This is a genomic window from Actinomadura terrae (assembly GCF_022751215.1).
GTDB lineage: Bacteria > Actinomycetota > Actinomycetes > Streptosporangiales > Streptosporangiaceae > Spirillospora > Spirillospora terrae.
Window position 1 is genome coordinate 74,554 of record NZ_JAICDG010000004.1, and the last position, 26,108, is coordinate 100,661.

Below are 26,108 nucleotides of genomic sequence, written 5' to 3' on the forward strand. Positions count from 1 at the left end.
GGTTCCGTACGCTCACCCGGCGTCATGGAGGCACGTCGGAAAAGCGCGTCCAAGCGGCCCGGAGTTCGGCCGCGATCAGTGAATTCCCGCGTTTCCTGGCGTTCACCTGAGGGACGCTTTGGGTTGGTAGCCATGGCGCGTGAACAGTGGATTGGTTTGGGTGGTCGCGCTGTCGTGCCTGGGCCTTACCGGATGTGCCGCGGCCACGGCGTCGGTGTCCAGCAAGGACACGATCGTCGTCGGCGTCAAGGACGACCAGCCGGGGCTCGGGCTCAAGGAAGGCGGCACCTACCACGGGTTCGAGGTGGATGTCGGAACCTACATCGCCAAGCACATGGGCGCGAAGCAGGTCACCTTTCGGACGGTCCGATCGGACAATCGGGAAAAGCTGCTGAACGCGCACACCGTCGACCTGGTGCTGGCCTCATACTCGATTACTCCGGACCGTGCGAAACTCGTCACATTCGGTGGCCCCTACTATGTCGCCCACCAGGACATCATGCTCCGGCGAGCCGAGACCGGCGTCCGGGGAGTGCGCGACCTGGGCGGACGGCGCATGTGCCAGGCGAGCGGCTCGGTCTCCACTGAACGGGTCGTGATCGGGCTGGGGATCCGCCCGAGGCTCGTTCGCGGGTCGTCCTACAGCGACTGCGTCAGGATGCTGCTCGGCGGCACGGTCGACGTCGTCTCGACCGGCGACCTCGTCCTGGCCGGGTTCGCGGCCCGCTACCGCGACCGCGTGAAGATCATCAACGCGCCCTTCACGGACGAGCGGTACGGCGTCGGGCTGCGCAGCGGCGACATCGATGGGTGCGAAGGCGTCAACCGGGCCCTCACCACCATGTACCAGGACGGAACGGCCGCGCGGCTCCTGAGCAAGTGGTTCGGCGCGTCCGACCTCAAGATGACGACCTCCGTCCCCGAGTTCGAGGGCTGCACGTAGCCGTCGCGCCGCGAGCATGGAGGCGCCGCGCCGGGAGCATGCGGACGCCACGTCGGGAGCACGCAGACGCCGCGCCGGGAGCACGTAGACGCCACGTCGGGAGCGTGCAGGCGCGTGGCGGGAGCACATAGACGCCGCGCCGGGAGCACGTTGGTGCCGCGCCGAGGGGAATGTAACCCTCACGCCGGGAGGGCATGGAGGCGTCGCGGCGTGAAATGTCGGGGGCGGTCGCTAGCGTGGAGTGATGCACGAGGAGCGGGTTGTCTGGAAGGAGCTGCGGACGGCGGGGTTCCTGCACGCGGTGCGGGAGGCGCACCGCGAGGCCACGCTGGCGGTCTTCGGCGGGCTGAGCCGCGCCGCCGGATTCAAGGAGCGCTCGTTCGGGGTCGGGGCGTTCGACGTGCTGGAGTCGCAGATCGACCGGGTCTTCGAGGGCGACGAGCGGGTCGTCCGGGACGACCTGAACGGGTCGCCCGGCTGGCGGTACGGCCCGTACCGGGTGCTGACGAAACGGCACGAGTTCGGCGCGGTGGGGGCGGTCCGGTGGGATCGCGACAGCCCGACCAAGCAGGCCGTGGCGCGGCAGGGCTACGCGGAGGATCCGCAGCTCGCGCTCGACCTCGGGATCGTCCACGACACGCCCGGGGTCCTGACGCTGGTGCTGGCCCACAGCGCCAGCGAGGAACCGCTGGAGATGGAGCTCTACCTGGGTCGGCCCAGGTGGAACGCCGATGGGGGGACGGCCTGGCACTGGGTTCGGGAGCTGAGTGACGAGGCGCTGGGACGTGATCCACGTCGTAAGCTCGTCGAGCGGACGTTGCCGCTGTGGAGCGATGCGGCCGATGTGCCCATGCGGCTCCGAGAAGAGACGAGCACTGAAACGGCCTAGTGGACGATGATCGGATGGCCCGGCGGGCCGCCGGGCCGCCGTTCGACTGTGAGCGGCTGACGCTGGCCCGGCGGCTGAGGGGGCTGCGCAAGAACCAGCTCGCGCAGCGCGTCGGCACCACGCCGAAGGCGATCGGGCAGTACGAGGCGGGCGTCCACCGCCCCCCGGACGTGACGCTCGCGCGGCTGGCGATCGCGCTCGGCGTCCCGGTCGAGTTCTTCCGAGCGGGCCGGAGCCCCGTCTCGATGGACGGCGCGCACTTCCGCTCGCTGCGATCGACGTCGCAGATCGAGCGTGACCAGGCGCTCGCCTACGGCCGCATCGCGACCGACGTCGTCGCCGCGCTAGAGGACGCCGTCGACTTCCCGGCCGTCGACCTGCCCGAGTACTCCGTCGCGCCGGACGAGATCGCCGGGAGCGGCCCGGTGGAGGCGGCGAAGGTCACCAGGAAGGCGCTCCTCGGCGACCCGGGCCCGGTCGCGCACGTGGTGCGGCTGCTGGAGGCGCACGGGGTGATCGTGCTCGTCCTGCCGGCCGCGGCGGAGCGGGTGGACGCGTTCAGCGTCGGGATCCACCCCCGTCCGATGGTGTTCTTCAACCCGGCGAAAGGGGACTACTGGCGCAACCGCTTCGACGGTGCGCACGAGCTCGGGCACCTGGTGATGCACGCCGACGCCGAACCCGGCGAACGGATCGTCGAAGACCAGGCGAACCGTTTCGCCGCAGAATTTTTGATGCCCGAAGAAGGAATCTCCGAAGAATTGCCGGGAACCGCCGACTGGGACCGTCTTGCCGAGTTGAAACGGATATGGGGCGTCAGTATGGCCGCGCTCCTTTACCGCGCCCGCACGCTCGGGATCATGAAAGAGAACGCGTACCGGAACGCGATGAGCACGATGAGCACACGCGGATGGCGGCGCCAGGAACCGGGCGGAGTCCGGGCGCTGGAACGGCCCACGATGCTGACCAGGGCGGTCGAACTGGTAGGCGCGGCGGGCACCGACCGTGACCGGCTGGCCGAATCCGCCCGGGTCACCCGCGCCGATCTGGACCTTCTCGTTCCGCCGCGCTAGAACGCCATTTTGGAGCGGTCCTGAAGAGGGAAATGAGTTACATATCTCTGTCCGGTGGTTGCCTGCGCGGCGACCATTGACTGTGAGAAGCTCCCAGGGTTGTCAGGAACGAGACCTGGAGATCTTGTGCTGGACAATCGGCAGGCCGCGCCGACCGCGATGCGCATGCAGATCGGCGCGCGGCTGCGGCGCCTGCGGGAGGAGAAGGGCATCGGACGCGCCCAGGCCGGCGCGGCGATCCGCGGCTCGGCGTCCAAGATGAGCAGGCTGGAACTCGGCCGGCACGCCTTCAAGCCGCGCGACGTCCACGACCTGCTCGACCTCTACGGCGTGCACGACGCGGGCGAGCGCGAGGGCCTGCTCGACCTCGTCCGGCAGGCGCGGCAGCCCGGCTGGTGGCAGAGCTTCGGCGACGTGGTCCCCAACTGGTTCGAGCAGTACCTCGGGCTGGAGCAGTCCGCGTCCGCCATCCACTGCTACGAGGTGCAGTACGTCCCCGGCCTGCTCCAGACGCCCGAGTACGCGCGAGCCGTCATCGGTCTGGAGCACCAGGACGACGTCGACCGGCGCCTCTCCGTCCGCATGACCAGGCAGCAGATCCTCCGCTCCCCCACCCGTCCCGCGCAGCTGTGGGCGATCATCGACGAGGCGGCCCTGCGCCGCCCGATCGGCGGCCCCGCGACGATGCGCGGCCAGATCGAACACCTCATCGCGGTCTCGGAGGGCATGCCCAACGTGACCGTGCGCATCCTCCCGTTCGCGGCAGGCGGCCACGTCGCCCTCGGCGGCCCCATCACCGTCGTCCGCTTCGCCGACCACGACCTGAACGACGTGGTCTACCTCGAACAACTCACCGGAGCGCGCTACCCCGAAGGCCAGGAGGCCGCCCGCTACCAGGACATCATGGGCCTGGTAGCCTCCCGCGCCTGCCACCCCGCCCGCACCTCCGCCTTCCTAAAAGACCTCCTGTCCTACTAGCCCCGCGCCCCGCCCACTCACCTGCCGCCTCGCGGCCCGCGACCGCGCCTTCGCCAGACACGACACCGCGTCACGATCAACCCAACGACCATCGCCCCACCGCCCAGCCACAGGCCCGCGCGAGAGCCAAGACCCCCAACGCAACGCGCCCCAGCGGTTCACCTACACGCCCGCAGGTAACTGGGATCGCCGTGTAACAACCCAGCCGCACAGTCACACCCCGCGAGAGCCAAGGCCACCACACAACGCACCCCAGCGGGACACCCCCGCCCCCACGTGGGTCCACAACGCGCCCTTGTGATCAACTACGCGCCCGCCTGATAGCGAGGGCGGTATGCAACTCACTCCGCCAGCCAGTTACACACCCCAGAGGGCGAAGGCTACGGCGCAACGCCCCCGAAGCGTTCAGGCACACCTCGGGCGTGCTGGCAGGGGTCGCTGTGGAACACCACTAGCCAGGCGGCCACACACGGCGCGGAGGCTAAGGTCACCGCGCAACGCGTCCAAGGCGTTCAGCCACCGTCCGCGTGATGACAGGGGTCGCCGTGTGGCACACCAAGCCAGGCGGCCACACACCGCGCGGAAGCTAAGGCCACCGCGCAACGCGTCCAAGGCGTTCAGCCACCGTCCGCGTGATGACAGGGGTCGCCGTGTGGCACACCAAGCCAGGCGGCCACGCACGCGCGGGGAGGCTGAGGCCGCCGTGAATGCGCCAAGGCGTTCAGCTACGCATCGCGCGGTGGCTAGCCGTCGCGCGATGCGCCCTAGGCGACGTGGCTCTACTCCGAACGAAGGCGGAGGCGGGGAAGGAGAGGTGATCGCTGCCTACCGCGTTCGGGTGTCGTGGTGCCGATCGCACGTGGGGGCTAGGCGGTCTGGGCGGGTTTGCTGATGAGGCCGATGAGATGCCCCTCGGGGTCGCTGAACTTGCCCATGGTCAGCCCGCCCATCACCTCGTCCGGCCCCTGGAGCCGGGTTCCGCCCAGGCGCTCGGCCTGCACCAGCGCGGTCTCGACGTCGTCCACCTCGACGAAGATGGTGACGTGGCCCTGGTAGCCCTCGTCGCGGGTCGGTCCACGCCAGCTGGACGATGGGGTCTGCGGCACCTCGAACACGGCGCCGCCGATGCCCACACCCTCGGCGCTGAGGTTCTCCTCGCGGGACACCAGTCCGTATCGAGCTGGGTTGTTCGCATTGATCAGCCAGCCGAACATCTCGGAGTAGAACTTCTGGAGCGCCTCGCCGTCCCTGCCCTCGACCTCGAAGTGGACAACAGCGTTTCCCACAGAAACCTCCCGTAGCCGCCGGCGCGCCCGGGCGCGCGCCGCTTCCAGACATAGACCTCCCGGCTCCCCCAAACTCATCGCCGCCGCGGTGAGATCGCCGCTCCAACTCGTCCGGCTGTGGTCCCTCGTACGGCGGAGGCTCGCGACACGCGGCGGTTCCAGGCTCGCCGCACGAGTTCAACGTCCGGGGGCTGCGCCACCGTGCTCGTGGTCGTCGGAGACCTGCCGTTCAACATGCTGATCACTGCGTCCGGCGCGCGGCGGCCGGGGATGTGCGTTGCTCCTCCTTTCGCACGATCATCGTCGGGGGCACGGGTAGACGGCAGGGCGCGACGACAGGTAGGCCGGACGTGCTGCCCGTGCTTCCGCACAAGGACCCGTGCACGGACCGCGTGCTGGTTAGGCGGCAGCCCGGAGCCGGCAAGAGACCGTCGCCGTCCCGTGCACGGAAGCGTGCTGATCATGCAGCAACCCAACACGGGCAAGAGACCGCAGCTGACCCGCACGCCGGGCAGGCCAGCCGCCACCGCGCGACTTCGGGTGGGGGCGCCGACAGCCGTCCTGGACGGCGCTAAGCACGGCGAACCCGTCGACGAGCGCGCGAGCTCAACCGGACGGCGCTGCTGCGCATGCCCCTCGACACGCCGACGCGACAGATCGTCCCGAACGGGATCACCTACCCCGCCCCTCCGGGCACAATACGGCCTCGGTGGCGCGCCAGGCCGCGCGACGGTGCGCGGAGCAGACGTACTGCCCCCCGCGTCCGCACATGGCCCCCGCGCAGAATGCGCGTTGGTCATGCGGCAGCCCGGAACCGGCAAGAGACCGCCACCAACCCGTGCACGGGACGCGTGCTGGTCATGCGGCGGGTCGACACGGGGAAGAGACCGCTGCCGACCCGCACGCCGAGCAGGCCCGCCGCCAGCGCGCGACTTTGGGCGGTGGGCTTCCGCTACCGAGTCACCCGCCTCCAGCGTGGCAGACCGAGTGGGCAGGAGGGCGAAGTCTTGTGGCTCTTCGACTGCCGATCGTTGGCGGGCTGCTCGGAGTTCATTCTGTGCGTGCTGGTGATGATCGGCTGCTGGTGCGTCGTCCGGTTCTGGGGTGGCGGTCGCGGTGTCGATGTGCTGTCAGCACGAGCGGGATCAGGAGGAATGCGCCTGCGGCCGTCACCATCGCTCCTCCGGTCAGCGCGACCAGCCCCGGGACGGCGGGTTGCGCGATTCCCCAGGACGATCCGTGGAAGGCGAACCATCGCGGCCGGTCGGCCTCCGGGGCCACCTCGGCGATCAGGGCGGGCCATCGTCCCTGTAGGACACTGTCGACCGCCGCCCATGCCAGGTAGCCCGCGACCAGGAGCGCGACGGACTGTCCAAGGGCCATCACGACCGCTAGGGCCCCGAGCGCGACCGTCCCGAGGGTTAGGACGTGTTCGTGCCCTAGGCCGCGCAGGGTGCGGCGGCCCAGGCGGCCGGTCAATGGTGCTACCAGGGCGGCGCCCGTCAGGGTCAGGCCGGGCAGCCATGCTGGAGCCCCGCGCTGGAGCAGGACGTACGGCACGAACAGCAGCACGGCGAGAGAGCCGCATGCGAACGCCGTTCCCGCTGCCGTCAATCGCACCAGCTCACCCGGCGGCCGCCATCCTTTGGAGCGGCGTCGTCTGCGGAAATGAAGCCGTGCGGGCAGCGGTTCGGGGTTGACCTGCTCCGCGTCGCGTGCCTTCGGTCTCGGAGGCGGCGAGTTGGGGTATGCGTGTCAGAGGGGCTTGGGAGGTGGACCTTTGCTGTCCTCTTGGCGGCGCTTGGCTCGGAGGGCTCCGAGGCGTGGGACGGGACTTCCTGTCGTTCCTGCTCGGCGGGCTCGTCTCGGCTAGTTGGAGCTCCGCGCTGGTGTGCGCTTGCGGGGCGCGCGGCACGGGACTGGGCGGAGGGATCACGCCCCTTGGGGTCGGACTCCGGCTGGCTTGAGGGCTTCGAGCCGAGGTTGGGAAACGCGGCCTCCGAGTCGGGAGGTTCGCGGACGGGGGCCTTGAGGCGGAGGGCTCGACGGTAAGGGGATCGGGAATTCGGGTGTCGGGGGGCGTAGAGGTTGTCGTTGGCGGGGCGACGGCGTCGGGGGTGAGGAGGGTTAGGGCCACGCATGCGGCTACCAGGCAGGTCAGGGCATCTGTCGCTATGAGCCATCGGGGGCCGAGTGGCAGGAGGATCGCCGCTAGCAGGCCGCCGACGGCGCCGGACGCGACCAGCGACGTCCCGAGTAATCCGTAGACATCGGCCTGGGTGCCCTCCGCGCCGGGACGGGTGGTCAGGCGGGCCAGCGATTCCTGGGTGGCGGGTTCGTAGATTTCGAAGGCCAGCCCGACGAGCGCGACGGCGGCCAGCAGCGTCCACCCGGGGCCGTGCGCTCCGGCCAGCAGCGACATGGTGGCGCCGGTCGCCGTCAGGCCCAGGACGATCACCGTGCGGGGCGGTAAGTGATCGAGGAGCAAGCCGCCGAGCCAGCGTGAGACGAGCGCCGCGACGCCGAAGACGCCGAGTGCCCAGGGCGCCAGGTCATGGCCTGCGAGGACGGCGAGGAACGGCAGGACGTACGCGCCGAGCTGGTTGAGCACGCGCACGCCCACCAGCGCCCTGACATCTCTCCGCAGTTCTTCGATCACACTGCGAGAGTACGAGCCGCCTCTGACATTTCAGTACCGTCTCGTCCATGCCTCCGACGACGAAGACGTCTCGTCCCAAAGAACCCGCCCGCCCCAGGCTTCCGGCCGCGCTCGCGCCCGCCGGGTCCGAGCACGATCTGGTGGACGACGAGGTTCTGCGCGAGCTGCGGTTCGGCCCTCAGGACCTGTCCGGACGCGACGCGCAGGACGTCGAGATCGAGCGCTGCGTGTTCGACGGGACGCGCCTGCCCGCGACCGTCCTGGAGCGGGCGACGGTCAGCGACTCCGTGTTCGACCGCTGTGACCTGGCGAATCTGGGGCTCACCAACGCCCGGGTGTTCAACGCGACTGTCACCGGGTCGCGGATGACCGGGGCCGCGCTGACCGACTGCGCGTTCCAGGACGTGGTGTACGAGGGGTGCCGCGCCGACCTCGCCGGGTTCCGGTTCAGCACGCTCAAGCGGGTCGTGTTCCGCGACTGCAACCTGGAGGGCGCGACGTTCCAGAACGCGGACCTGCGCGGCGTCCGGTTCGAGGGATGCCGGCTCGGCGGCGCGCAGTTCAGCGGCGCGACGATGGCGGGCGCGCGGTTCTCCGGGTGCGATCTGCGCGGGGTGGCCGGGGTGCAGAGCATGCGCGGCGTGACCGTGTCCGCGGTGGACGCGCCGGGGTTGCTCGCCAGCTTCGCGGCGGAGCTCGACATCACGATCGAGGACGCCTGATCGAACACCTGTTTGACTCGCCGGATAGATTGGGGGCATGACAGGCGCTTTTCAGGGCTCGCTGCTGGACGACACGGACGAGACAGGGCCGCGTCCGCTCGCCTCCGCACGCCGGACGCGGCTGGCCCATGGCGCCTGGATCGACGTCCTGCCCGGCTGGATTCCGGGGGCCGACGCGCTTTTCGAGCGGCTCCTCACGTCCGTCCCGTGGCGGGCGGAGAGCCGTCGCATGTACGAGAGGGTCGTGGACGTCCCCCGCCTGCTGGCCTTCTACAGGGAGGGCGACACGCTGCCCGACCCCGTCCTGGACGAGGCGAAGGCGGCCCTCGACGAGCACTACGCGCCGGAGCTGGGCGAGCCGTTCAGCACAGCCGGGCTCTGCCTGTACCGCGACGGCCGCGACAGCGTCGCCTGGCACGGCGACACGCTCGGACGCGGCGCGACGCAGGACACGATGATCGCGATCCTGTCCGTCGGGACGCCGCGTCCGCTGCTCCTGCGCCCGCGTGGCGGAGGGGCGACCATCCGCCACGAGCTGGGGCACGGCGACCTCATTGTGATGGGCGGGAGCTGCCAGCGGACCTGGGAACACGCGATTCCGAAGTCGACCCGCGCGGTCGGCCCGCGGATCAGCATTCAGGACCGCCCGCACAACGTCCGCTGAGCGGCCATCCCGTCCGGGACGCTTCCGGCTTGTCTTCGCCCCGGGAGCCGTCCGGCGGGCCCTGCCCCCGAGCCGTCCGGCAGGCCCTGTCCCCGAGCCGTCCGGCAGGCCCTGTCCCCGAGCGGTCCGGCAGGCCCTGCCCCCGGAGCCGTCCGGCCCTCCTCGGCCGGGAGCCGTTCAGCGCCTGCCCGATGCCTCCTGCTCGCACGGCCCTGCCCGAACAGCTCCCGTCCGAATAGCCCCCTCCGACCAGGCCCCTGCCTGAACGGCCGCCGCCCGAGCAGCTCCCGCCCGAACGGCCGCCGTCCGAGTGGCCCCGGACGTGCCTGTCAGTGGTGCTCGCCGTTGCCGTTGTGCATCTTGGGCAACTGCTGCGGGTCGTATCCGTGGAACGGACGGTCGAAGACCCAGTTGTAGATCATCTCCCGGCAGATCTCGGGCTGGTAGGCGGGCGCCGCGTGGCCGGCGTCCGGCAGGCTGACCTGCATCAGGTTCCGGTGCCTGCGGACGAACCCCTTCGGATTGCCCTGGGCCAGCGTCCAGATCAACCGGGGCGCCTCGCGCCAGCGCTCGTCCTCGCCCTTGTCCCATTTCGGGATCTCGTCCAGAAACTCCTCGGTTGCCAGGTACCCGCAGGCCGTGTCGAAGTTTCCGGTGTAGAGCAGAGTCTCGTATCCCTTGCCGATGAGCTCAACGTACTTGTCCGAGCAGTCGGCCATGATGTCCTCGACAAGGTGCTCCGCGACCGGGCCTTCGTTGTCGGCGTTCTTCCATTTCACTTCTGCCGGGACGTGCAGTGCCCCCTTCACGGCCTCGGTGTTGAGGTAGGCGCGCAAGGGTCCCATGGGAATGCCTTCCCAGCTTCGCACGTCGTAGAGGTCGAAGTTGCCGCCGAGCCGCATGGTGGTCAGCACCAACTCGTCGCAAAGACGGTTGGCCTCCTTCATCTCTCCGTTCCCGAGGGCATCCAGGATGTGCTGGTAGTCCTGGTACAGGCCCTCCCTCTGGTCGAGGCCGATGAAGCCGGTCGTGTACACGTAGTCGATCATGACCCGGAGCGACAGCTCGGGTTTGATCCAGCCGTTGCCGATGGCGATGCCCTTGAGGTCGATGCGACGGCCTGCGTTCTGCTCGTTCTTCTCGTCGATCTTCGATGCGATGTGCGGCACGTACTTTCCGCCGTAGCTCTGGCCGGCGATGTAGAGCGGGCACTGGGCATACGCCTCGTGCTCGTCGAAGAACCTCTGGAGGCCCTCCCAGAACATCTCGCTCAGGGCCTCCTCGTCCTTGACGTACTCGCCGGCGTCGGAGTAGCTGTAACCCGTGCCGATGGGCTGGTCCCAGAAGACGACGTGCGCCTGCTGGTTCCAGCTTCTGGGGGTCACCGAAATGGTGCCCGCGGCGTTGTCGGCGATGGTGAACGGTCCGTTCTCCAGGAACAGCCCGAGCAGCGAGGACGCGCCGGGCCCGCCGTTGAGCCAGATCAGCAGTGGCGTCTCGCGGATCAGGTCCATCTGGTCGGAGGTCTTGACGTTGGGGTTGCACGTCTGGCTCTCGAAGAACCAGTAGAACAGGTGGTTCTCCGCCTCGGGGTTCTCGACGCTCGGGATATCGACGTGTCCCGCGTAGGAGCGGGTCCTCTTGACGCTCTTGGTGTAGAGGTCGATCCCGAGGGTGTTGGGGATGTTGGCCGGGATCGACTTGACGATGTTCAAGCTCATGACTTCCCCCGTTAGGTGGCCTGAGGTTGATCAGAGGGCCAGGAACCCGCGCCGCCGCCCCTGCGACTGCCAGGGGTTGGCGAACAGGCCCTCGGCGCGCTCCGGCCGCTCCATGAGCCCGATCCGCTGCCCTTGGAGCAGCTGCAATGCGGGGAACCGGTTCTTCTCGAACAGCAGGATATTCAGCGATCCGCCGTACTGGAAGTTCCCGATCTTCTGCCCCTTGGCAACCGGGACCGGTGGCTTCTGGCTGCTCGGAATGCCTCTGAATTCTTCCAGGCACTGCACCGACGCGATCGAGTTGAGCCCGACGGGAACCGCCCCTACGTAGCCCGAGCTGAATGATTCCGGCTTTGCCGGGTCATCGACGTAGGTGGTCTCGATGATGTAGTAGCCACGGCGAAATTCGGCGAACGCCTGGTAGTCGTAACCATATCCGACGTTGCCCTTGTTCAGCAGTTGGGGGAGATTTCGGAATCCGTAGTACACGCCTCCGATGTCGTCGTGGGACTCCACGACCAGGCCGGGGACGGGGGTGTGGTACCAGTGGTACATATCGGGCATCAGGATGCAGGAGACCGCGGTGCCGCCGACGAATTTGTCTGCATACTTCGAGTTGTTCAGCAGTTGGCGGATGTTCATGGTCACGGTTTTGACCGGGATCGGCGTATCGACGGTCAGATCGTCGACGATCATGTTGATGACGCAGTCCGCCGGCGCGACCACGACGCCGGCGTCATCCGCGGCGGCGATCGGGCGTTTGCTCTGGTCGACGAGCCTCCGGACGAAGAATTGGTTGAAGTTGGTGAACCCGCCCGGCGGGACGTAGAAGTCGTCCATCTTGCTGCCCAACTGGGCGATCCACTTGTCCGCGAGATCCTTCGACGCCGGCGCGTCCATCTGGTCGCCCTGGAGGTCGGTGAAGTCCTCGGTCATCTCAAGCCCGGGCCCGGAGGTGAGGAAGACCATGCCGTAGTCGTTCTCGTAGTTGATCCAACTGAACCGCTGGATGTAGTTCAGCCCGCTGTAGACGTCCGGCTGCCACGCGTACCACTCGTCGAAGAAATTGAGGAGCTTCTCGAAACTGGCATTCTTCCAGTCGTACCAGACTTCCGGCTTCGTTTCCGGAGGCGGCGGCACTATATGGGACATCGCCGCATGGAACATGGTCTTGAAACCTCGGTGATCGGTTTCGTACCACCACCGGAGCTTGTCTTTGAATTCTTCGAGGGTCCTCGAACGAGCGCTGGTCTCGGTCAGCATTCCGCTGCCTCCTCCTCTTGTCCTGTCGGCTGATTCGGTTGCGTACGGGGTGCTGGGCGCCCCGGGGGCCGCCCGAGCCTCCTCGGCTACCGCCCGCTCGCGTCGGCGAATGCGCAGCTCACCCGCCAAGTCCCCGCGAACCACTACAAGTAACCCCATGACTCATCAAAGCCGTATTTAGGAGATACCTAGCATCTAGCCAGATACCAGGTCATTAGCCATCAAAGACCCGGCCAATCAGCTTTGGTCTCCCTGCCGAAGACCTCGGGTCCCGCCGATTCCTGGCGCACCAGGCTGAATCGGGAAACGCGACTCAAGCGTCCGAGGGCGAGGCGGCCCCGCCCGCTGCGGGTCCGGTGTCCATCAGGGCGACCATGCCGTCGGCGAAGCGGCCCGTCAGGCGGGCCAGTTCGGCGCGGTCACGGTCGCTCCATCCGGTGAAGACCTCGTCCAGGACGCGGCGCCGCCCACGGTTGATCGCCTCGACCACCCCGCGCCCCTCGGCGGTCAGCGACGCCGTCTTGACCCGGCGGTCATGCGGGTCGGGCGCGCGGGCGACCAGCCCCAACTGCTCCAGCCGGGCGAGCGAACGGCTCGCCTTGGGATGGTTGTGCTCGGCGAGTTCGGCCAGTTCCAGGACGCCGATCGGCCCGCGCAGGTCGAGGTGGATCAGATAGCGGCACAGTTCGGGGTCGAGCGTGACCCCGGCGCGGTCGAGGATCAGGTCGACGAAGCGGGAGCGCGAGACGCGGCCCAGGATGCTGAGCCAGACCTCGTAGTAGTCGTCGTCCGCCATCCCGTTCATTATGCACGGACCTCGTGCTAGCATATCCGTTCATAATGAACGGATTTGAGCCGGATCAGAGCGGGCGGCACGTCCACGCAGCCGTCCTGCACGCGACAGGCGAACCCCCGCGCTACGGCCCGTTCCCCGCACCTGTGGCCGGGGACGGAGAGGCGGTCGTGACCGTGACGGCGGCGGCGCTGAAGCCGTCCGACCGCGCGATGGCCGGCGGCGTCCACTACGCCCCCACCGAGTTTCCGCACGTCGCCGGGCTGGACGGGGTCGGACGCCTCGACGACGGCACCCGCGTGGCGTTCCTCATCCCGCGACCGCCCTACGGCGGGATGGCCGAGCGGACATTGGTCCGCCGCGACATGTGGCTTCCCGTCCCGGACGGTGTGGACGACGTGACCGCCGCCGCGCTCCTCAACCCCGGGATGGCGGCCTGGAAGACGATCGTCGCGGAGGGCGAGGCCGCCGCCGGGCAGACCGTCCTGGTGCTCGGCGCGACCGGCGCGTCCGGACGCATCGCCGCCCACCTCGCGGTACGCCGCGACGCGCGGGTCGTCGTCGCCGGACGTGACCGGCGCGTCCTCGACCACCTCGTGACGCAAGGCGTCGCCGCGGCGATCCCGCTCGACCGCCCGCACGACGAACTGGCCGACGCGCTCGCCGCCGAGGGCCCCTACGACCTGGTCGCCGACTACCTGTGGGGCGCGCCGGCGGAGGCCGCGTTCGCCGCGCTGGCCCGCCCGGCACCGCGGCGCGAGGCGCCGATCCGCTACATCCTGGTCGGAATGGCGGCCGGTGCGGAGGCGTCGCTGCCCGCGATGACGATGCGCAAGGCGCCCGTCCAGCTGGTCGGCAGCGGCACCACGGGACGCGCGGCCCTCACCCAGGCCGCAGACGCCTACGCCGATATCCTCCACCAGGCGGCAAACGGCGAGATCAGTCTCGACATCGCAACCGTCCCGCTCAGCGAAGTCGGCGAGGCGTGGACGCGCAAGAGCGACCGCCGCGTCGTCCTCGTTCCCTGACCCCTGCCCCCCGATGGCTCCGGAAGGCTCTTGAAGGCCTCTGGGAGTCCTCTGACCACCCGGAAGGCCACCGCAGGGCCGCCCGGAAGGTGGTAAAGCCTCGCCGAGGGCCGGAGGGCGGTGGCACGATATCGGTGGTCCCCGCCCGCGGCCGAGGAGGTTCGTTTGCTGCGCCTGGTCGTCTCACAGACCTCCCCCAGGGCGTACCGGACGGTGCTGGACGCGCTCCAGGCCCCGCTGCCGCCCTACAGCCCGCCCGGGCGGCACATCGTGATCGAGCCCGGGCAGTACCCGGCGACGGGTTTCCGCAGTTCGGGGGACTTCGTGCTGACGGCCGCCGGAGGTCCGGGGTCGGTCACGCTCGACGGTGCGACCGACGCGACGATCGAGGTCACCGGGAACGTGACACTCCAGGGGCTGATCGTCCGGAATTGGAGCGATGACGGCAACGCGCTGGACGTCGCGAAGGGCAGCGTCCTCGCCGAGCAGTGCCAGTTCGTGAGCCGTGCCGGAACGGTCGCGGTGAGCGTGTGGAACGGCGGGCGGCTGGCGCTGCGCGGCTGCCGGGTGCAGGACGGCGCGGTCGTGTACTCGGGGTCGTCCGGGATCATCGAGTCCACCGACCTCGCGGGGACGCAGAGCAACGCGCTGGCGATCCGCAAGGGCAGTGCGGTGACGGTGCGGGGCTGCCGCATCGAGGGCGCGTCCGACAGCGGGATCTGGGTGACCGAGGGGTCCAAGCCGCTGATCGAGCGGTGCACGATCTCGGGCCCGGGGTCGGCGGCGGTGCTGGTGGACGACCACGCGGACGCGGCGATCCGCAACTCGGCGTTCCACAGCAGCGGGACGTGCTCGCTGGTCGTCCGGGACAAGGGCAACGCGCTCGCGGAGGACTGCCTGATCACGGACGCGGCGATGGAGGCGGTGTGGGTGACCGCCGGGGGCACGCTGACCGCGCGGCGGCTGCGGTTGCAGACACCGCGCCGGACGGGCGTGGTCGTCGAGGAGGGCACCGGGTACTTCGAGGACTGCGAGATCCTCGGCGCGGGCAAGCACGGCGTGTTCGTCGGCGAGCGGGGGCACGGCACGTTCGTCCGGGGGCGGGTGGCGGACGCGGCGGAGATCGGCGTCGCGTCGGTGGAGGGCGGCAGTGGGACCTACACCGGCGTGACCGTGACCGGCAGCGGGGACATCGGCGCGAACGCCGACCCGGGCTGCGAGATGACGCTGCGGGACTGCGCGATCGTCGACAACCCCGGGACGGGCCTGGTCATGGCGAAGACGGCGCGCGTCCACATGTCGGGGGTGACGAGCGAGCGGAACGGCGGGGAGGACATCCTCGACTTCGAGCCGGAGGTCGTCACCGCGAAGGTGGTGGAGACGGCGCTGGGCGCGGCGGCGGAGGCGGACGCGCGGGCGGGCGGCGCCGGACCGCCGCGGGACGCGGTGCCGGCCGAGCAGGCGTCCGCCGACGAACTGCTCGCCGAACTGGACGCGATGATCGGCCTCGCCGGGGTGAAACGGGAGATCCGGAAGCTCACCAACCTCCAGAAGGTCGCCGAGCAGCGGCGGCTCGCGGGCCTGCCGCCGGGCCCGACGATCGGGCGGCACATGGTGTTCGCGGGGCCGCCGGGCACGGGCAAGACGACGGTCGCGCGCCTGTACGGCCGGATCCTCGCGGCGCTCGGCGTGGTCGAGAAGGGCCAGGTCGTCGAGGTCAGCCGGGGCGATCTGGTGTCGGAGAACGTCGGCGGGACGGCGCTGAAGACGACCGAGGCGTTCGAGCGTGCGATGGGCGGCGTCCTTTTCGTGGACGAGGCGTACGCGCTCGCCCGCGAGACCACCGGCACCGACTTCGGCCAGGAGGCCATCGACACCCTCGTCAAGCTCATGGAGGACCACCGCGACGAGGTCGTGGTGATCGCGGCCGGGTACTCGGCGGAGATGCGCGAGTTCCTGAGCGCGAACCCGGGTCTGAGGTCGCGCATATCCCGGACGGTCGAGTTCGAGAACTACGCCCCTGCCGAGCTGGTCAAGATCGTCGAGCTCCAGGCGGGCAAGGACGGATTCCGGCTCTCCGAGGACGCGCGGGCCGCCGTCCTCGACCATTTCACCGCGGTCAAGCGGGACGCGAGCTTCGGCAACGGGCGCGCGGCCCGCAGGGTGTTCGAGGCGGCGGTCGAGCGGCAGGCGCAGCGGCTCGCCGAGCTGACCGAGCTGCCGTCCGGCGCGGAGCTGAGCCTGCTGCTCGCCGAGGACCTCGACGTCGAGACGGGCCTGGCGGCGCGGTTCGGCGAGGCGCGGGACGCGGGACAGGTCCGCGACGTCCTGGCGAAACTGACCGGGATGACGGGCCTCGCGGGGGTCAAGCGGGAGATCGGCGACCTGCTCGACCTGCTCGCCTCGGCGCGGCGCCGCCGCGAGGCCGGGCTGGAGGCCGAACCGTTCACCGGACACCTGATCTTCGCGGGCCCGCCCGGCACGGGCAAGACGACCGTCGCGCGCCTGTACGGCGAACTGCTGGCGGCGCTCGGCGTCCTCGCGCAGGGCCAGGTGGTCGAGACGGCCCGCGTCGACCTGGTCGGCCAGTACGTCGGGCACACCGCGAAGCGGACGGCGGACGTCTTCGAGCGGGCCCGCGGCGGGGTCCTGTTCATCGACGAGGCGTACACGCTGGCGCGCGCCACCGGCGGGACGGGCGCCGACTTCGGCCAGGAGGCCATCGACACCCTCGTCAAGCTGATGGAGGACCACCGCGACGAGGTGATCGTCGTCGCGGCGGGCTACACGGCCGAGATGGAGGGCTTCCTGGCGGCGAACCCGGGCCTCGCGTCCCGGTTCGCGCGCACGCTCACGTTCGAGCCCTACGACGTGGACGGCCTCGTGTCGATCTTCGTGGGCAAGGCGGAGGCCGCGGACTACCTCGTCCCGGACGGGACGCGCGCGGCCCTCACCGGCCACCTCGCGGCCGAGCGCGACCGGTTCCGCGAGGGCAACGGCCGCGAGGTCGACAAGCTGTTCCGGGCGGCGGTCACCGCGCACGCCCGCCGCACCGAGCAACTGGCGAACGACGGCGAGGAGCTGACCAAGGCGCAACTGGCGACCCTGCTCCCCGCCGACATCACCGCCGGTTAGACCGCCGGGCAGGTGGTGCCCTGGGCGGGCCGTTGGCCCGTGATCAGGTACTGGTCGATCTTGTCCTGCATGCAGGGGCCGCGGTTGTAGGAGCCGTGTCCTGAGCCCTCGTAGGTGAGGAGCGTGCCCGCCTTGCCCAGCTGGCGGGCGACGCTTCGCGCCCAGGAGTAGGGCGTGGCGGGGTCGTGCACGGCGTTCGTCAGCAGGATCGGCGCGCTTCCCTTGACGCGCAGCCGGTGCTGCGGGTTGTTGACGGGGCCCGGCCAGCCGAGGCAGGCGGAGACGGCCATGACGGGACGCGCCTGGTTCATGTCCGGAGCGATCTTCTCCGTGCCTCGAATGATCTTTGCGTACTCGCCGTAGCCGCGCACCGGCAGGCTCCAGTCGGAGCAGAACTGGGCGGTGAACGGGTCGGTGCCGGTCGGCTGGGGCTCCGCTCGCCGGGTCGTTCTGGACGCGCCGGGCGATGCGTTCGGCGTCGCGTCCAGCGCGGCGAGCTTGGACGCGAGTTCCGCCCAGTCGGGGCCGTAGAACGCCTTGTAAGCGACCACGACCAGCGCGAACTCCGGGAGCGCGGACCCGGGGCTCTGCGGGTCGGGAAGCGTGCCGCGCGCCGCCCGCTCTCGCAGGCCACGCCAGACGGCGCGGACGTCCCTGCCGTGCAGCGCGCAGTCCGTCGTCCTGTCGCACCAGCGGACGTCCCTGCCGTGCAGCGCGCAGTCCGTCGTCCTGTCGCACCAGGCGACGAACTGGTCGAAGGAGTCCTGCGCCGCCGCCATCTCGGAGTTCAGGAACCGCCGGGTGTCGCGCAGGCTGTGGTCGTCGACGCTCTCCAGGACCATCGTCCGGAACCGCTTCGGGAACGTCTCCGCATACATCTCCCCCAGCAGCGTCCCGTACGAGCTGCCGTGGAAGTTCAGTTGTGCCTCGCCGAGCGCGGCGCGTATGGCGTCCACGTCCCGGACGGTGCTGAGCGTATCGGCGTGGTCGTAAAGGGAGCCCGTGCGCATGCGGCAGTCCTCGCGCAGGCGCTTGTTGTATGCGAGCGTCGCGTCGAACTCCTTCTGGCTCTTGATGACCGGGGACGGACGCGCCGCCAGCAGATCCGCCGAACACGTCACGGGATGGCTGCCGCCGATGCCGCGCGGGTCGAAGCTGACGATGTCGAAGCGGTTCTGGAGCCGCTCGCTGAACCGGTCGATGCCGCCCTTGAGTTTCGTGACGCGCTGGACGCCCGAGTCACCGGGCCCGCCGGGGCCGAACACGAGCGTGCCGACGCGGGCGTCCGGGTCCTTGGCCTTGCGGCGCGCGATCGCGAGTCCGAAGGACGGGCCGTCCGGCCGCGCCCAGTCGACCGGCAGCCGCAACGTCGCGCACTCGGCCTTGCCGTCGTCGCCGCATTTCGTCCACGCGATGGTCCGCGGCGGCGCCGCCTGCGCCGCCCGCGCCGGTTGCGAGATCACCGGGACGGCCGCCGCGACGAGCGCCAACCCCGCCGCCATCATCACCGCACGCTGCATATATGTAGCCCCTCCTTGGCGCGGCCGGTGCCGCTTGGAAGATCAAGTTAGGGCGGCGGCACGGGCTTCGTAAGGGCGGCCAGGGAAGGACCAGGGTCAGCTCAGGGTGACCTCAGGGTCAGGTGCGCGGCAGCGCGCGGCGTAGGAGTTGCGCGAGGTGGAGCGCCTCGCGTCCGGTGCCCTGGGCGACCTGCGTCCGGCAGGAGAAGCCGTCCGCGAGGATCAGCTCACCGTCGGCGGCGCGCACCTTCGGGTACAGCTCGCGCTCGGCGCAGCTCTGCGAGACGTCCCAGTGGCCGGGCTCGAAGCCGAAGTTCCCGGCGAGGCCGCAGCAGCCGGAGCCGATGACGTCGGTGTCCACGCCGAGCCGCCGCAGGACGGCGAGGTCCGGCGCGTAGGAGCCCTTCGCCTCCTGGTGGCAGTGGACCTGCGCGATCGCGCGGGCGTCCAGCGTCCCGAACGGCCAGTCGCCCTCATGCCTCGCGACGAGCTCGGCGAGCGTGACCGTGGCGTCCGCGAGGCGACGCGCGCGCGGGTCGTCCGGGAACAGCTCGGGTGCCTCGTTGCGCAACATCACCGTGCAGGACGGCTCCAGCCCGACGACCGGGAGCCCGGCGTCGAGCGCGGGCGCCAGCACGTCCAGCGAATGCCGCAGGACGCGCTTGGCCACCCCGAGCTGCCCGGTGGAATGCCAGGTCAGACCGCAGCAGACGCGCCCCGGCGGGATCAGCACCCGGTACCCGAGCGCCTCCAGCACCTCGACGGCGTCCCGTCCGGCCTCGGGCGCGTGATAGTCGGTGAACGTGTCGGGCCACAACACGACGGTCGGCCCGCCCGCGGCACGCGCCCGCCCACGCTCGCGGAACCAGTCGCGCAGCGTCCGCTCCGCGAACCGGATCATCTGGCGGCGCGGCTCGACGCCCGCCGCCCGCTTGACCACCCGGGCGATGCGCCCCCGCGACAGCGCGGCGTTGACCAGCCGCGACGTCCCCGGGACGGCGGTGACGGCGCGCGACCACAGCGGCAGCCAGCCCATCGAGTAGTGCGCCATCGGACGGCGCCGCCGCGCGTAGTACCGATGCAGAAATTCGGCCTTGTAGGTCGCCATGTCGACGTTCACCGGGCATTCGCTCGCGCACGCCTTGCACGACAGGCACAGATCCAGCGCGTCGTGCGCCTCACGCGAGCGCCATCCGTCCGGCAGCGACTCGCCGCGCAGCATCTCCGCGAGGACGCGCGCGCGGCCCCGCGTGGAGTGCACCTCGTCGCGGGTCGCCCTGAACGACGGGCACATCGTCCCGGTGTCGAGGTTGCGGCAGGCCCCGACGCCCACGCAGCGGTGGACGGCGGCGGCGAACGAGCCGTTGTCGCGGGTCAGCGCGTGGACGGGCGTGACCTTCAGCGTGTCGCGGCCGGGGCCGGGACGCAACGCGGCGTCCAGCGGGGCCGGGTCGACGATCACGCCCGGGTTGAGGCGGCGGCCCGGGTCGAACACCGCCTTGAACGCGGCGAACGCGTCCAGCAGGCCGGGCGAGTACATCGCGGACAGCAGCTCCGAGCGAGCGCGGCCGACGCCGTGCTCCCCCGCCACCGACCCGCTGTGCGCCACGACCAGGCGCGTCGCCTCCTCGACGAACGCGCGGTAACCGGCGACGCCGCGCGGGTCCTCCAGGTCGAAGTCGACGCGCAGGTGCAGGCACCCCTCGCCGAAATGCCCGTACGGGACGCCGCGCAGCCCGTGCGCGCGCATCAGTTCGTAGAGTTCGCGCAGGTAGCCGGCGAGCCGCTCGGACGGGACGGCGGAGTCCTCCCAGCCGGGCCACGCCTCGCCGCCGTCCGGGAGCCGCGTCACGATCCCCGACCCGGCCTCGCGGATCCACCACAGCGCCCGCATCCGCGCCGGGTCGCCGACCACGACCGACGTCGTCCCCGGCACCCGCTCCTGCACGGCCTCGGCGAGCGCGTGCGCCGCGTCCTGCGCCGCACCGATCGTGTCCCCGCCGACCTCGCAGTACAGCCAGCCGCCGCCGGGCGGGAGGTCGGAGCCCGCGTCGGCGCGTCCGGGCTGGTCACGCAGCGCGGTCAGCAGGTCGGCGGCCATCCCCTCAACGGTCAGCGCCCCCGACCGCGCGACGAACGGCGCCACCTCGGCGGCCACGAAGACGTCCTCGAAACCCAGCACGGCCAGCGCCCGCGCCTTCGGCACCGGGACGAGCCGGACCGTCGCCTCCGTGACGATCCCGCACGTCCCCTCCGCGCCGACCAGGGCCTTCGCGACGTCGAACCCATTCTCGGGCAGCAGATGATGCAGGCCGTAACCGGCGACCTGGCGGCTGAACCTGCCGAGCTCGGTCCGGATCGCGCCGAGGTGCGCGTCGCGGAGCCGCCGCAGCTCGGCGTCGATCGCCGCGTCCCCGGACGTGCCGCGCTCGGCCGTGACCTCGCGCCCGCCGGGCAGCAGCACCCGCAGCGCCTCCACGTTCCCGGAGGTGATCCCCCAGGCCACGCTGTGCGACCCGCACGCGTTGTTGCCGATCATCCCGCCGAGCGTGCACCTCGAGTGGCTGGACGGATCGGGCCCGAACGTGAGCCCGTACCTCGCGGCCTCGGCGCGCAGGTCGTCCAGCACCACCCCGGGCTCGACGACGGCCGTCCGCGCCTCCGGATCGAGCGACAGCACGCGCCGCAGGTGCCGCGAGGTGTCGACGACGATGCCGGTACCGACGGAGTTCCCCGCGATCGACGTCCCGCCGCCGCGCATGGTCAGGGGAAGGCCCTCGTCCTCGGCCAGCTCCAGGACCCGGGCCAGCTCGGCGGACGTGCGCGGTTCGGCGACCGCGAGCGGGACGCACCGGTAGATCGAAGCGTCCGACGAATAGGCGGTCCGGACGGTCAACCCGGTGCGGAAGACCCCGGGAAGCGCGGCCTCCAGCCGCCGAGCGAGTTCGGGCACACCCCCAGGTTAGGACCGCCCGGAAGAACCCCCCACCCGACACCCGTCCCAGCAGGAAGCGGAATGCGAAGCACGCGCACCGGGGCGAGCAGCGGTCGAGCGTGGTTTCCGAGGGCCATGTGGCGGGGGTGCGGGGCACCGTACCGGGGCGGGCGGTGCGCGCCTTCCGCGCGGGACGGTGCCTGGCAACAATCACCCGGAAATGCTTCACTTCATTGTGGCGCCCGACAATTTCCGAGAAAAGTGGGGGTTTTGAGTCCCGTGACTCAGCGGCCGTCCAACTCTCCGCTCCGGATGACGCGCACCAGCGCGCGCCACTGCGTGGAATTGAGCGAGAGCTGACCCGCCGCGTGGTCGTGGGAGTCGCGGACCAGCACCGAGGGCCCGGCCGCCGCGACTTCGACGCAATCTGAACCCTCGGCGCTCGCACTGGCCTTGCGCCAGTTCAGCGCCCTCCCCTGATCCGGCCGATACACCATCCAGCAACCCTCCATCCATTGCCGGCGGGTGCCGTCTCGCCACCGATCGGGCAAGAACACCCGCCCGACGCGAGCCAAGCAGGGCACAACAAACCACGACCTTGTGGAAAATTTCCCGATCACGAGTGTAAACGGTTCCAGTTATTCCGCCTACACGGGAACACAAGATCACTCTGTGTGCTATGAAGGCCACTCGCCTTGGGGGTCGCCGGTGCGGCCGTCACCTCCGATCGGTTGGGGAGCCGGGCGGGGCGGTCAGGTGGTCGGTCAGTCCATCAGCTCCTCGGCCGCCTGCCGGATCATGGCGATCGACTTCTCCGGGGTGAGCGCCTCGTCCAGCAGGGTCTCGAAGTTGTCGCGGTACTCGGCGATCCGGGTGTCCTCGCCGGTGACCATCACGCTCGCGCCGGCCCGGCCCTCCAGGTAGAGGACGTCGTTGAGCCCGCCGTCGAACTCCAGGATCGAGAACGGCCCGAAGACGCCGAGGTGCGCGCCCGCGCTGAAGGGGATGACGCGGACGGTCAGCAGCTCGTCGGACTCGGCGGAGTCGGCGATGTGGCGGAGCTGGTTGGGCATGATCGCGGGATCGACCTTGATGCCGACGTGGCGGCGGATCACGGTCTCGTCGATGACGTAGTTCTGGCGGGGCGGGTCCTCGCGCTTGGCCAGCTCGCGCTGGCGCTGCATGCGCAGCTTCACGCCGAACGCCTGCTGCTGCGGGGACACGACGCCGGTGTAAAGGACCTGGGCGTACTCCTCCGTCTGGAGGAGGCCGGGGACGAGCGTCCCGTGGAAGTGCCGGATGTAGGACGCGCCGGCGGTGTACCCGACGTAGGTCAGGAAGCTGTCGTCGAACTCGCCCCGGTAGGCGTTCCACCACGCGGGCTCGCGCGCGCCGCGCGCCCACGACTGGAGCCGCTCCTGGCGGCTCTCCGACACGACCTCGTACACCGTGAGCAGTGCCTGGAGATCGGTGCGCGTGATCGTGTTCTTCCCGCCCTCGACCCTGATGAGCTTCGACGGGGACCATTCGAGGCGGCTCGCGACCTGCTCCTGTGTCATCCCCTTCTCTTTTCGAAGGCGCACGAGCTCGGTGCGCAGCAGTGCGCTCTGGACGATGGGCCCCTGGTCAGTGGTCATCTGTATCGCTCACCCTGTGTAGTCGTCGCCAGCAGCCCGTCTGCCAGGTGGCAGTCGGCGACCCGGCGGCGTACATGACGCCACTCCGTCATGTCTCTCCCATCGGGGGTCGCGATCTGCCGGCTCCGATCCCCACATCCGCGCGGAAATCTAGCATCCGGAGCTGGCGGCGTGCTGCATGTCGGCTGAGTATGTTGTAGCGTGCTTGGTAGCAGATTAGCAGGCTTCAAGTTGCGATAGGACGTCCAGCTAGCGAGAAGCCTAAGAATCTGGGAACGGAGGGTGAGGGGAAGGCGTCGGCCCGGGTCGCCGCGGGAACCTCGCCCGGACGGGAACCGCTCAGGAGGACAGCCTGATACGACACATTCGGTCGGTGCCGACATACCGGCCAGATGCCGCAAACAGAACAGAGCCGCTCTCACTTCTCGCCGATCACCGGTTGCGAGCCATGAGGATCGACGAAAAGTGCGAGCGACTCCTGGAGACCGCGAGGCACGCCGCGCCGGGCCCTTACGACATCCTGCAAAGACGCAGAGACACCGGGGCTGACCTGGCAAAACATTCCCTGCGGACTCACCCAGTCTAACCGCGATCACGCGGCATGGGCTATAGGTGACCGCGACTGTGTCGGCGAAGCGACCGCGTCCCGGGACCACCCCGCGGCCCGCGCACTGCGCCACCAGACGCAAATCGAGACATGGGGTTCTCGAACATGATGTCAAGAAAGCAAGATCATTCCCCGACTCCTGACGTCCGCCCCACATCCCGGACGAACCGTCCGCGCGCAGCACAGACGAACCGTCCGCCGGCTCCAGAAGCGAACCGGCCCCCAACTTCAGACACGAAACGTACGCAAGCCTCAGACGCGAACCGGCAACAAAGCGCAGACACGAACCGTCCGCACATCCGCCGGAGGACCCGTCCGGAACCGCTCCGGACGCGCCGTCCGGAGCCTTCCCGGCCAGGTCGTCCGGGCGTTCCCGAGGGGGTGCGGTGATGGTCGACCGCGAGCACCGGCACGACCCCGACCAGATCGTCCCCACCGCGTTCGGGGTGTCCGGCGACCACACCCAGCCCCCGACCCCGTCCCACCATCCGGCGCCCGAAGGCGGCGTCCCCCCGGACCACGAGGCCACCGAGGCGGCGGGCGACCACGGCTCCGGGCAGGGCCCCGTACAGGGACCCGTGCAGGCCTCCGTGCGGGCTTCCCGGCAGCGCCACGCGCCGTCCGCCCAGCCGGCCGAACTGGCCGGTTCCGGCAACGCCGGGCGCATCCGGGGCTTCTGGCGGGCCCTCAACTCAGCGGAGCGGGACGCGCTGCTGCTGTCCGCGCACGAGGTCGACTTCCCGGTCGGCGGAGTCCTCTGGCACGAGGGCGACATCGCCGATCATGTCCTGGTGATCCTGTCCGGCCTGGTCAGGGTCTGCGTCGAGCGGGACGGCGGCGAGCGGATCATCGCGTTCCGCGGCGTGGGGGACATCGTCGGGGAGCGCGCCGCGCTGCTGCTGCGGCTCCGCTCGGCCAGCGTCGTGGCGATGGACGACGTCCGGGCCCTGCGCATGAGCACGCAGGAGTTCGCCGCCTACCTGACCGACCATCCGCGCGTCCTCGCCGTCCTGGAGCAGGAGATGTACAAGCGGATGACCGAGCGGGCGAGCCCCGAGGAGCACCCCTCACCGTACGGCTATATGCCGCCTGGTGAGACGGCCACGCACACATCACCGTACGGAACGGCCACGCATCCCTCACTGTACGGCCCGGCCGCATGGCCCGGCCGGAACCCGCACGGCCCGTCCCGCGCGCTGTGGGGGGTTCCTTCGCAGCAGTACGCGAGCGAGGTACCGGCCCCCGAGCATCCCCTCGCGGCCCACCCGCCGATCGCGTGCCCCTACGCGTGGCACCTGCACGCGGGCCTCAACCGCTACGCGGGCATCCCGCCCTACCAGCCCGGAGAGAACGGCCATGCGATGAATCCACACGTCCCCGAAGGACACGGCCCGATGGCCCTCACGCGGCGTGCCGGTACCGCGCCCCGCCGCGGATCGGCTCCGCTGCCGTCGCCGCCCTGGGCGGGCCAGAACTGCACCATCGTCTTCACCGACATCGCGGGCTTCAGCGACGTCGTCCACCGCGACGACCCGGCCCGCCTGGAGATGCGCGGCTGGATGTATGAGTTCCTCCAGCAGGCGTTCGAGGAGTCGCACGTCCCCTGGGACATCTGCCACCGCGAGGACCGGGGCGACGGCGCGCTGATCATCGTCCCTCCCGAGACCCCGACCACCACCGTCATCGACCCCATGATCGCCCGGCTCGCCGAGCTGCTGCGCGGCCACAACCGCCGCTCCAGCAGGGCGGTCCGGATGCAGCTGCGGCTCGCGCTCAACGTCGGGCCCGTCGTGCCGGACGAGCAGGGCGTCTCCGGCTGGTCCCTCATCCAGACGGCCCGGCTGCTGGACGCCCAGATCCTCAAGGACCGGCTCGACGAGAGCGGCGCCGACCTCGGCTTCATCGCCTCGTCGTTCGTGTACGAATCCGTCATCGCCCACCATCGGAACATGAACGCCGCCGAATACGAATTCATCCGCTGCCGTGTGAAGCAGACGGACGTCCAAGGCTGGATGCACCTGCTGGGCGCCCCCGTCCAGCCCGCGCACTGACCCCACAAAACGAGGCCCGCTCCCCGCACGGGCCCCCAGTGCGGCCCCCGCCCGCACTGGCCCCCCGCCACCGCGGGGGTTTTCTGTTTCAGGTGCCACCTCCGCCCTCAGGGCCACCCTCGCCTTCAGGAACCGTGCTCGCCTTCAGGGGCCGTTCCCGGTCTCCCCGGCCGTCCCCGTTGCGACAGGCCGTCCTCGCCCTCG

The 26,108-nt window shown here is 70.2% G+C and carries 19 protein-coding genes; 9 read left to right on the forward strand and 10 right to left on the reverse strand.

Annotation, left to right across the window (positions count from 1 at the left end):
• Positions 1-139 precede the first annotated feature (139 nt).
• The 4 genes from K2F47_RS25025 (at position 140) to K2F47_RS25040 (ending at position 3,883) form a co-directional block, all read left to right on the forward strand.
• Positions 140-943, forward strand: coding sequence for a glutamate ABC transporter substrate-binding protein (locus tag K2F47_RS25025; protein WP_242907666.1), 804 nt, complete (start codon positions 140-142; stop codon positions 941-943).
• Positions 944-1,187: 244 nt separating this feature from the next.
• Positions 1,188-1,832, forward strand: coding sequence for a hypothetical protein (locus tag K2F47_RS25030; protein WP_242907668.1), 645 nt, complete (start codon positions 1,188-1,190; stop codon positions 1,830-1,832).
• Positions 1,833-1,846: 14 nt separating this feature from the next.
• The gene (locus K2F47_RS25035) at positions 1,847-2,905 is read left to right on the forward strand and encodes an ImmA/IrrE family metallo-endopeptidase (RefSeq protein ID WP_242907670.1); all 1,059 of its coding nucleotides are present in this window, start codon (positions 1,847-1,849) and stop codon (positions 2,903-2,905) included.
• A gap of 126 nt (positions 2,906-3,031) precedes the next feature.
• Complete coding sequence (locus K2F47_RS25040; protein WP_242907672.1) at positions 3,032-3,883, forward strand: helix-turn-helix domain-containing protein; 852 nt, start codon at positions 3,032-3,034, stop codon at positions 3,881-3,883.
• A gap of 866 nt (positions 3,884-4,749) precedes the next feature.
• Here the strand turns inward: K2F47_RS25040 and K2F47_RS25045 are convergent.
• The 3 genes from K2F47_RS25045 to K2F47_RS41785 all read right to left on the reverse strand — a co-directional run bounded on the left by K2F47_RS25045 (position 4,750) and on the right by K2F47_RS41785 (position 7,828).
• Positions 4,750-5,169, reverse strand: a complete 420-nt coding sequence (locus tag K2F47_RS25045) for a VOC family protein (protein ID WP_242907674.1) — start codon at positions 5,167-5,169, stop codon at positions 4,750-4,752.
• Between the two features lie 1,050 nt (positions 5,170-6,219).
• Positions 6,220-6,789, reverse strand: a complete 570-nt coding sequence (locus K2F47_RS25050) for an MFS transporter (protein ID WP_242907675.1) — start codon at positions 6,787-6,789, stop codon at positions 6,220-6,222.
• A gap of 4 nt (positions 6,790-6,793) precedes the next feature.
• A complete protein-coding gene (locus K2F47_RS41785) occupies positions 6,794-7,828 on the reverse strand; it encodes an MFS transporter (RefSeq protein ID WP_372490908.1) in 1,035 nt (344 codons plus the stop codon).
• A 47-nt stretch (positions 7,829-7,875) separates the two neighbouring features.
• Here K2F47_RS41785 and K2F47_RS25055 point away from each other — a divergent pair, with 47 nt between their 5' ends.
• Both K2F47_RS25055 and K2F47_RS25060 read left to right on the forward strand, forming a co-directional pair.
• On the forward strand, positions 7,876-8,550 hold the full coding sequence (locus K2F47_RS25055) for a pentapeptide repeat-containing protein (protein ID WP_242907677.1): 675 nt from the start codon (positions 7,876-7,878) through the stop codon (positions 8,548-8,550).
• Between the two features lie 37 nt (positions 8,551-8,587).
• Positions 8,588-9,214 carry an alpha-ketoglutarate-dependent dioxygenase AlkB gene (locus tag K2F47_RS25060; protein ID WP_242907679.1) on the forward strand — a complete coding sequence of 209 codons (627 nt, stop codon included), beginning with the start codon at positions 8,588-8,590 and terminating at the stop codon, positions 9,212-9,214.
• Positions 9,215-9,543: 329 nt separating this feature from the next.
• Here K2F47_RS25060 and K2F47_RS25065 read toward each other — a convergent pair whose 3' ends face one another.
• From K2F47_RS25065 to K2F47_RS25075, 3 genes are all read right to left on the reverse strand, one after another.
• Positions 9,544-10,935, reverse strand: coding sequence for a S10 family serine carboxypeptidase-like protein (locus tag K2F47_RS25065; RefSeq protein ID WP_242907681.1), 1,392 nt, complete (start codon positions 10,933-10,935; stop codon positions 9,544-9,546).
• 30 nt (positions 10,936-10,965) lie between these two features.
• Positions 10,966-12,198, reverse strand: a complete 1,233-nt coding sequence (locus K2F47_RS25070; RefSeq protein WP_242907683.1) for a phosphatidylserine decarboxylase — start codon at positions 12,196-12,198, stop codon at positions 10,966-10,968.
• Positions 12,199-12,511: 313 nt separating this feature from the next.
• Entirely contained in the window at positions 12,512-12,994 is a 483-nt protein-coding gene (locus tag K2F47_RS25075; protein ID WP_242907685.1) for a MarR family winged helix-turn-helix transcriptional regulator, read from the reverse strand.
• 44 nt (positions 12,995-13,038) lie between these two features.
• On the opposite strand from K2F47_RS25075, the gene K2F47_RS25080 reads away from it, so the two are divergent.
• Together K2F47_RS25080 and K2F47_RS25085 are read left to right on the forward strand one after the other, a co-directional pair.
• Complete coding sequence (locus K2F47_RS25080; RefSeq protein ID WP_242907687.1) at positions 13,039-14,019, forward strand: MDR/zinc-dependent alcohol dehydrogenase-like family protein; 981 nt, start codon at positions 13,039-13,041, stop codon at positions 14,017-14,019.
• Between the two features lie 165 nt (positions 14,020-14,184).
• Positions 14,185-17,154, forward strand: coding sequence for an AAA family ATPase (locus K2F47_RS25085; RefSeq protein ID WP_242907689.1), 2,970 nt, complete (start codon positions 14,185-14,187; stop codon positions 17,152-17,154).
• Here K2F47_RS25085 and K2F47_RS25090 read toward each other — a convergent pair.
• From K2F47_RS25090 to K2F47_RS25105, 4 genes are all read right to left on the reverse strand, one after another.
• Entirely contained in the window at positions 17,151-18,674 is a 1,524-nt protein-coding gene (locus tag K2F47_RS25090) for an alpha/beta hydrolase (protein ID WP_242907690.1), read from the reverse strand. The genes K2F47_RS25085 and K2F47_RS25090 overlap by 4 nt on opposite strands.
• A 118-nt stretch (positions 18,675-18,792) precedes the next feature.
• Entirely contained in the window at positions 18,793-21,627 is a 2,835-nt protein-coding gene (locus K2F47_RS25095) for an FAD-binding and (Fe-S)-binding domain-containing protein (protein WP_242907691.1), read from the reverse strand.
• Positions 21,628-21,893: 266 nt separating this feature from the next.
• On the reverse strand, positions 21,894-22,106 hold the full coding sequence (locus tag K2F47_RS25100) for a DUF397 domain-containing protein (protein WP_242907692.1): 213 nt from the start codon (positions 22,104-22,106) through the stop codon (positions 21,894-21,896).
• A 267-nt stretch (positions 22,107-22,373) separates the two neighbouring features.
• The gene (locus K2F47_RS25105; RefSeq protein WP_242907693.1) at positions 22,374-23,246 is read right to left on the reverse strand and encodes a helix-turn-helix domain-containing protein; all 873 of its coding nucleotides are present in this window, start codon (positions 23,244-23,246) and stop codon (positions 22,374-22,376) included.
• Positions 23,247-24,242: 996 nt separating this feature from the next.
• Between K2F47_RS25105 and K2F47_RS25110 the strand changes: the two genes are divergently transcribed.
• Positions 24,243-25,904: a cyclic nucleotide-binding domain-containing protein gene (locus K2F47_RS25110; protein ID WP_242908772.1), complete on the forward strand. Its 1,662-nt coding sequence runs from the start codon at positions 24,243-24,245 to the stop codon at positions 25,902-25,904.
• Positions 25,905-26,108: the final 204 nt, after the last annotated feature.

Coding starts and splice junctions, on each gene's coding strand:
- K2F47_RS25035 (WP_242907670.1), top strand. CDS start 1,847: ATGGCCCGGCGGGCCGCCGGGCCGCCGTTCGACTGTGAGCGGCTGACG.
- K2F47_RS25105 (WP_242907693.1), bottom strand. CDS start 23,246: ATGACCACTGACCAGGGGCCCATCGTCCAGAGCGCACTGCTGCGCACC.
- K2F47_RS25090 (WP_242907690.1), bottom strand. CDS start 18,674: ATGCAGCGTGCGGTGATGATGGCGGCGGGGTTGGCGCTCGTCGCGGCG.
- K2F47_RS25075 (WP_242907685.1), bottom strand. CDS start 12,994: ATGGCGGACGACGACTACTACGAGGTCTGGCTCAGCATCCTGGGCCGC.
- K2F47_RS25065 (WP_242907681.1), bottom strand. CDS start 10,935: ATGAGCTTGAACATCGTCAAGTCGATCCCGGCCAACATCCCCAACACC.
- K2F47_RS25030 (WP_242907668.1), top strand. CDS start 1,188: ATGCACGAGGAGCGGGTTGTCTGGAAGGAGCTGCGGACGGCGGGGTTC.
- K2F47_RS25110 (WP_242908772.1), top strand. CDS start 24,243: ATGGTCGACCGCGAGCACCGGCACGACCCCGACCAGATCGTCCCCACC.
- K2F47_RS25080 (WP_242907687.1), top strand. CDS start 13,039: ATGAACGGATTTGAGCCGGATCAGAGCGGGCGGCACGTCCACGCAGCC.
- K2F47_RS25055 (WP_242907677.1), top strand. CDS start 7,876: ATGCCTCCGACGACGAAGACGTCTCGTCCCAAAGAACCCGCCCGCCCC.
- K2F47_RS25100 (WP_242907692.1), bottom strand. CDS start 22,106: ATGGTGTATCGGCCGGATCAGGGGAGGGCGCTGAACTGGCGCAAGGCC.
- K2F47_RS25060 (WP_242907679.1), top strand. CDS start 8,588: ATGACAGGCGCTTTTCAGGGCTCGCTGCTGGACGACACGGACGAGACA.
- K2F47_RS25070 (WP_242907683.1), bottom strand. CDS start 12,198: ATGCTGACCGAGACCAGCGCTCGTTCGAGGACCCTCGAAGAATTCAAA.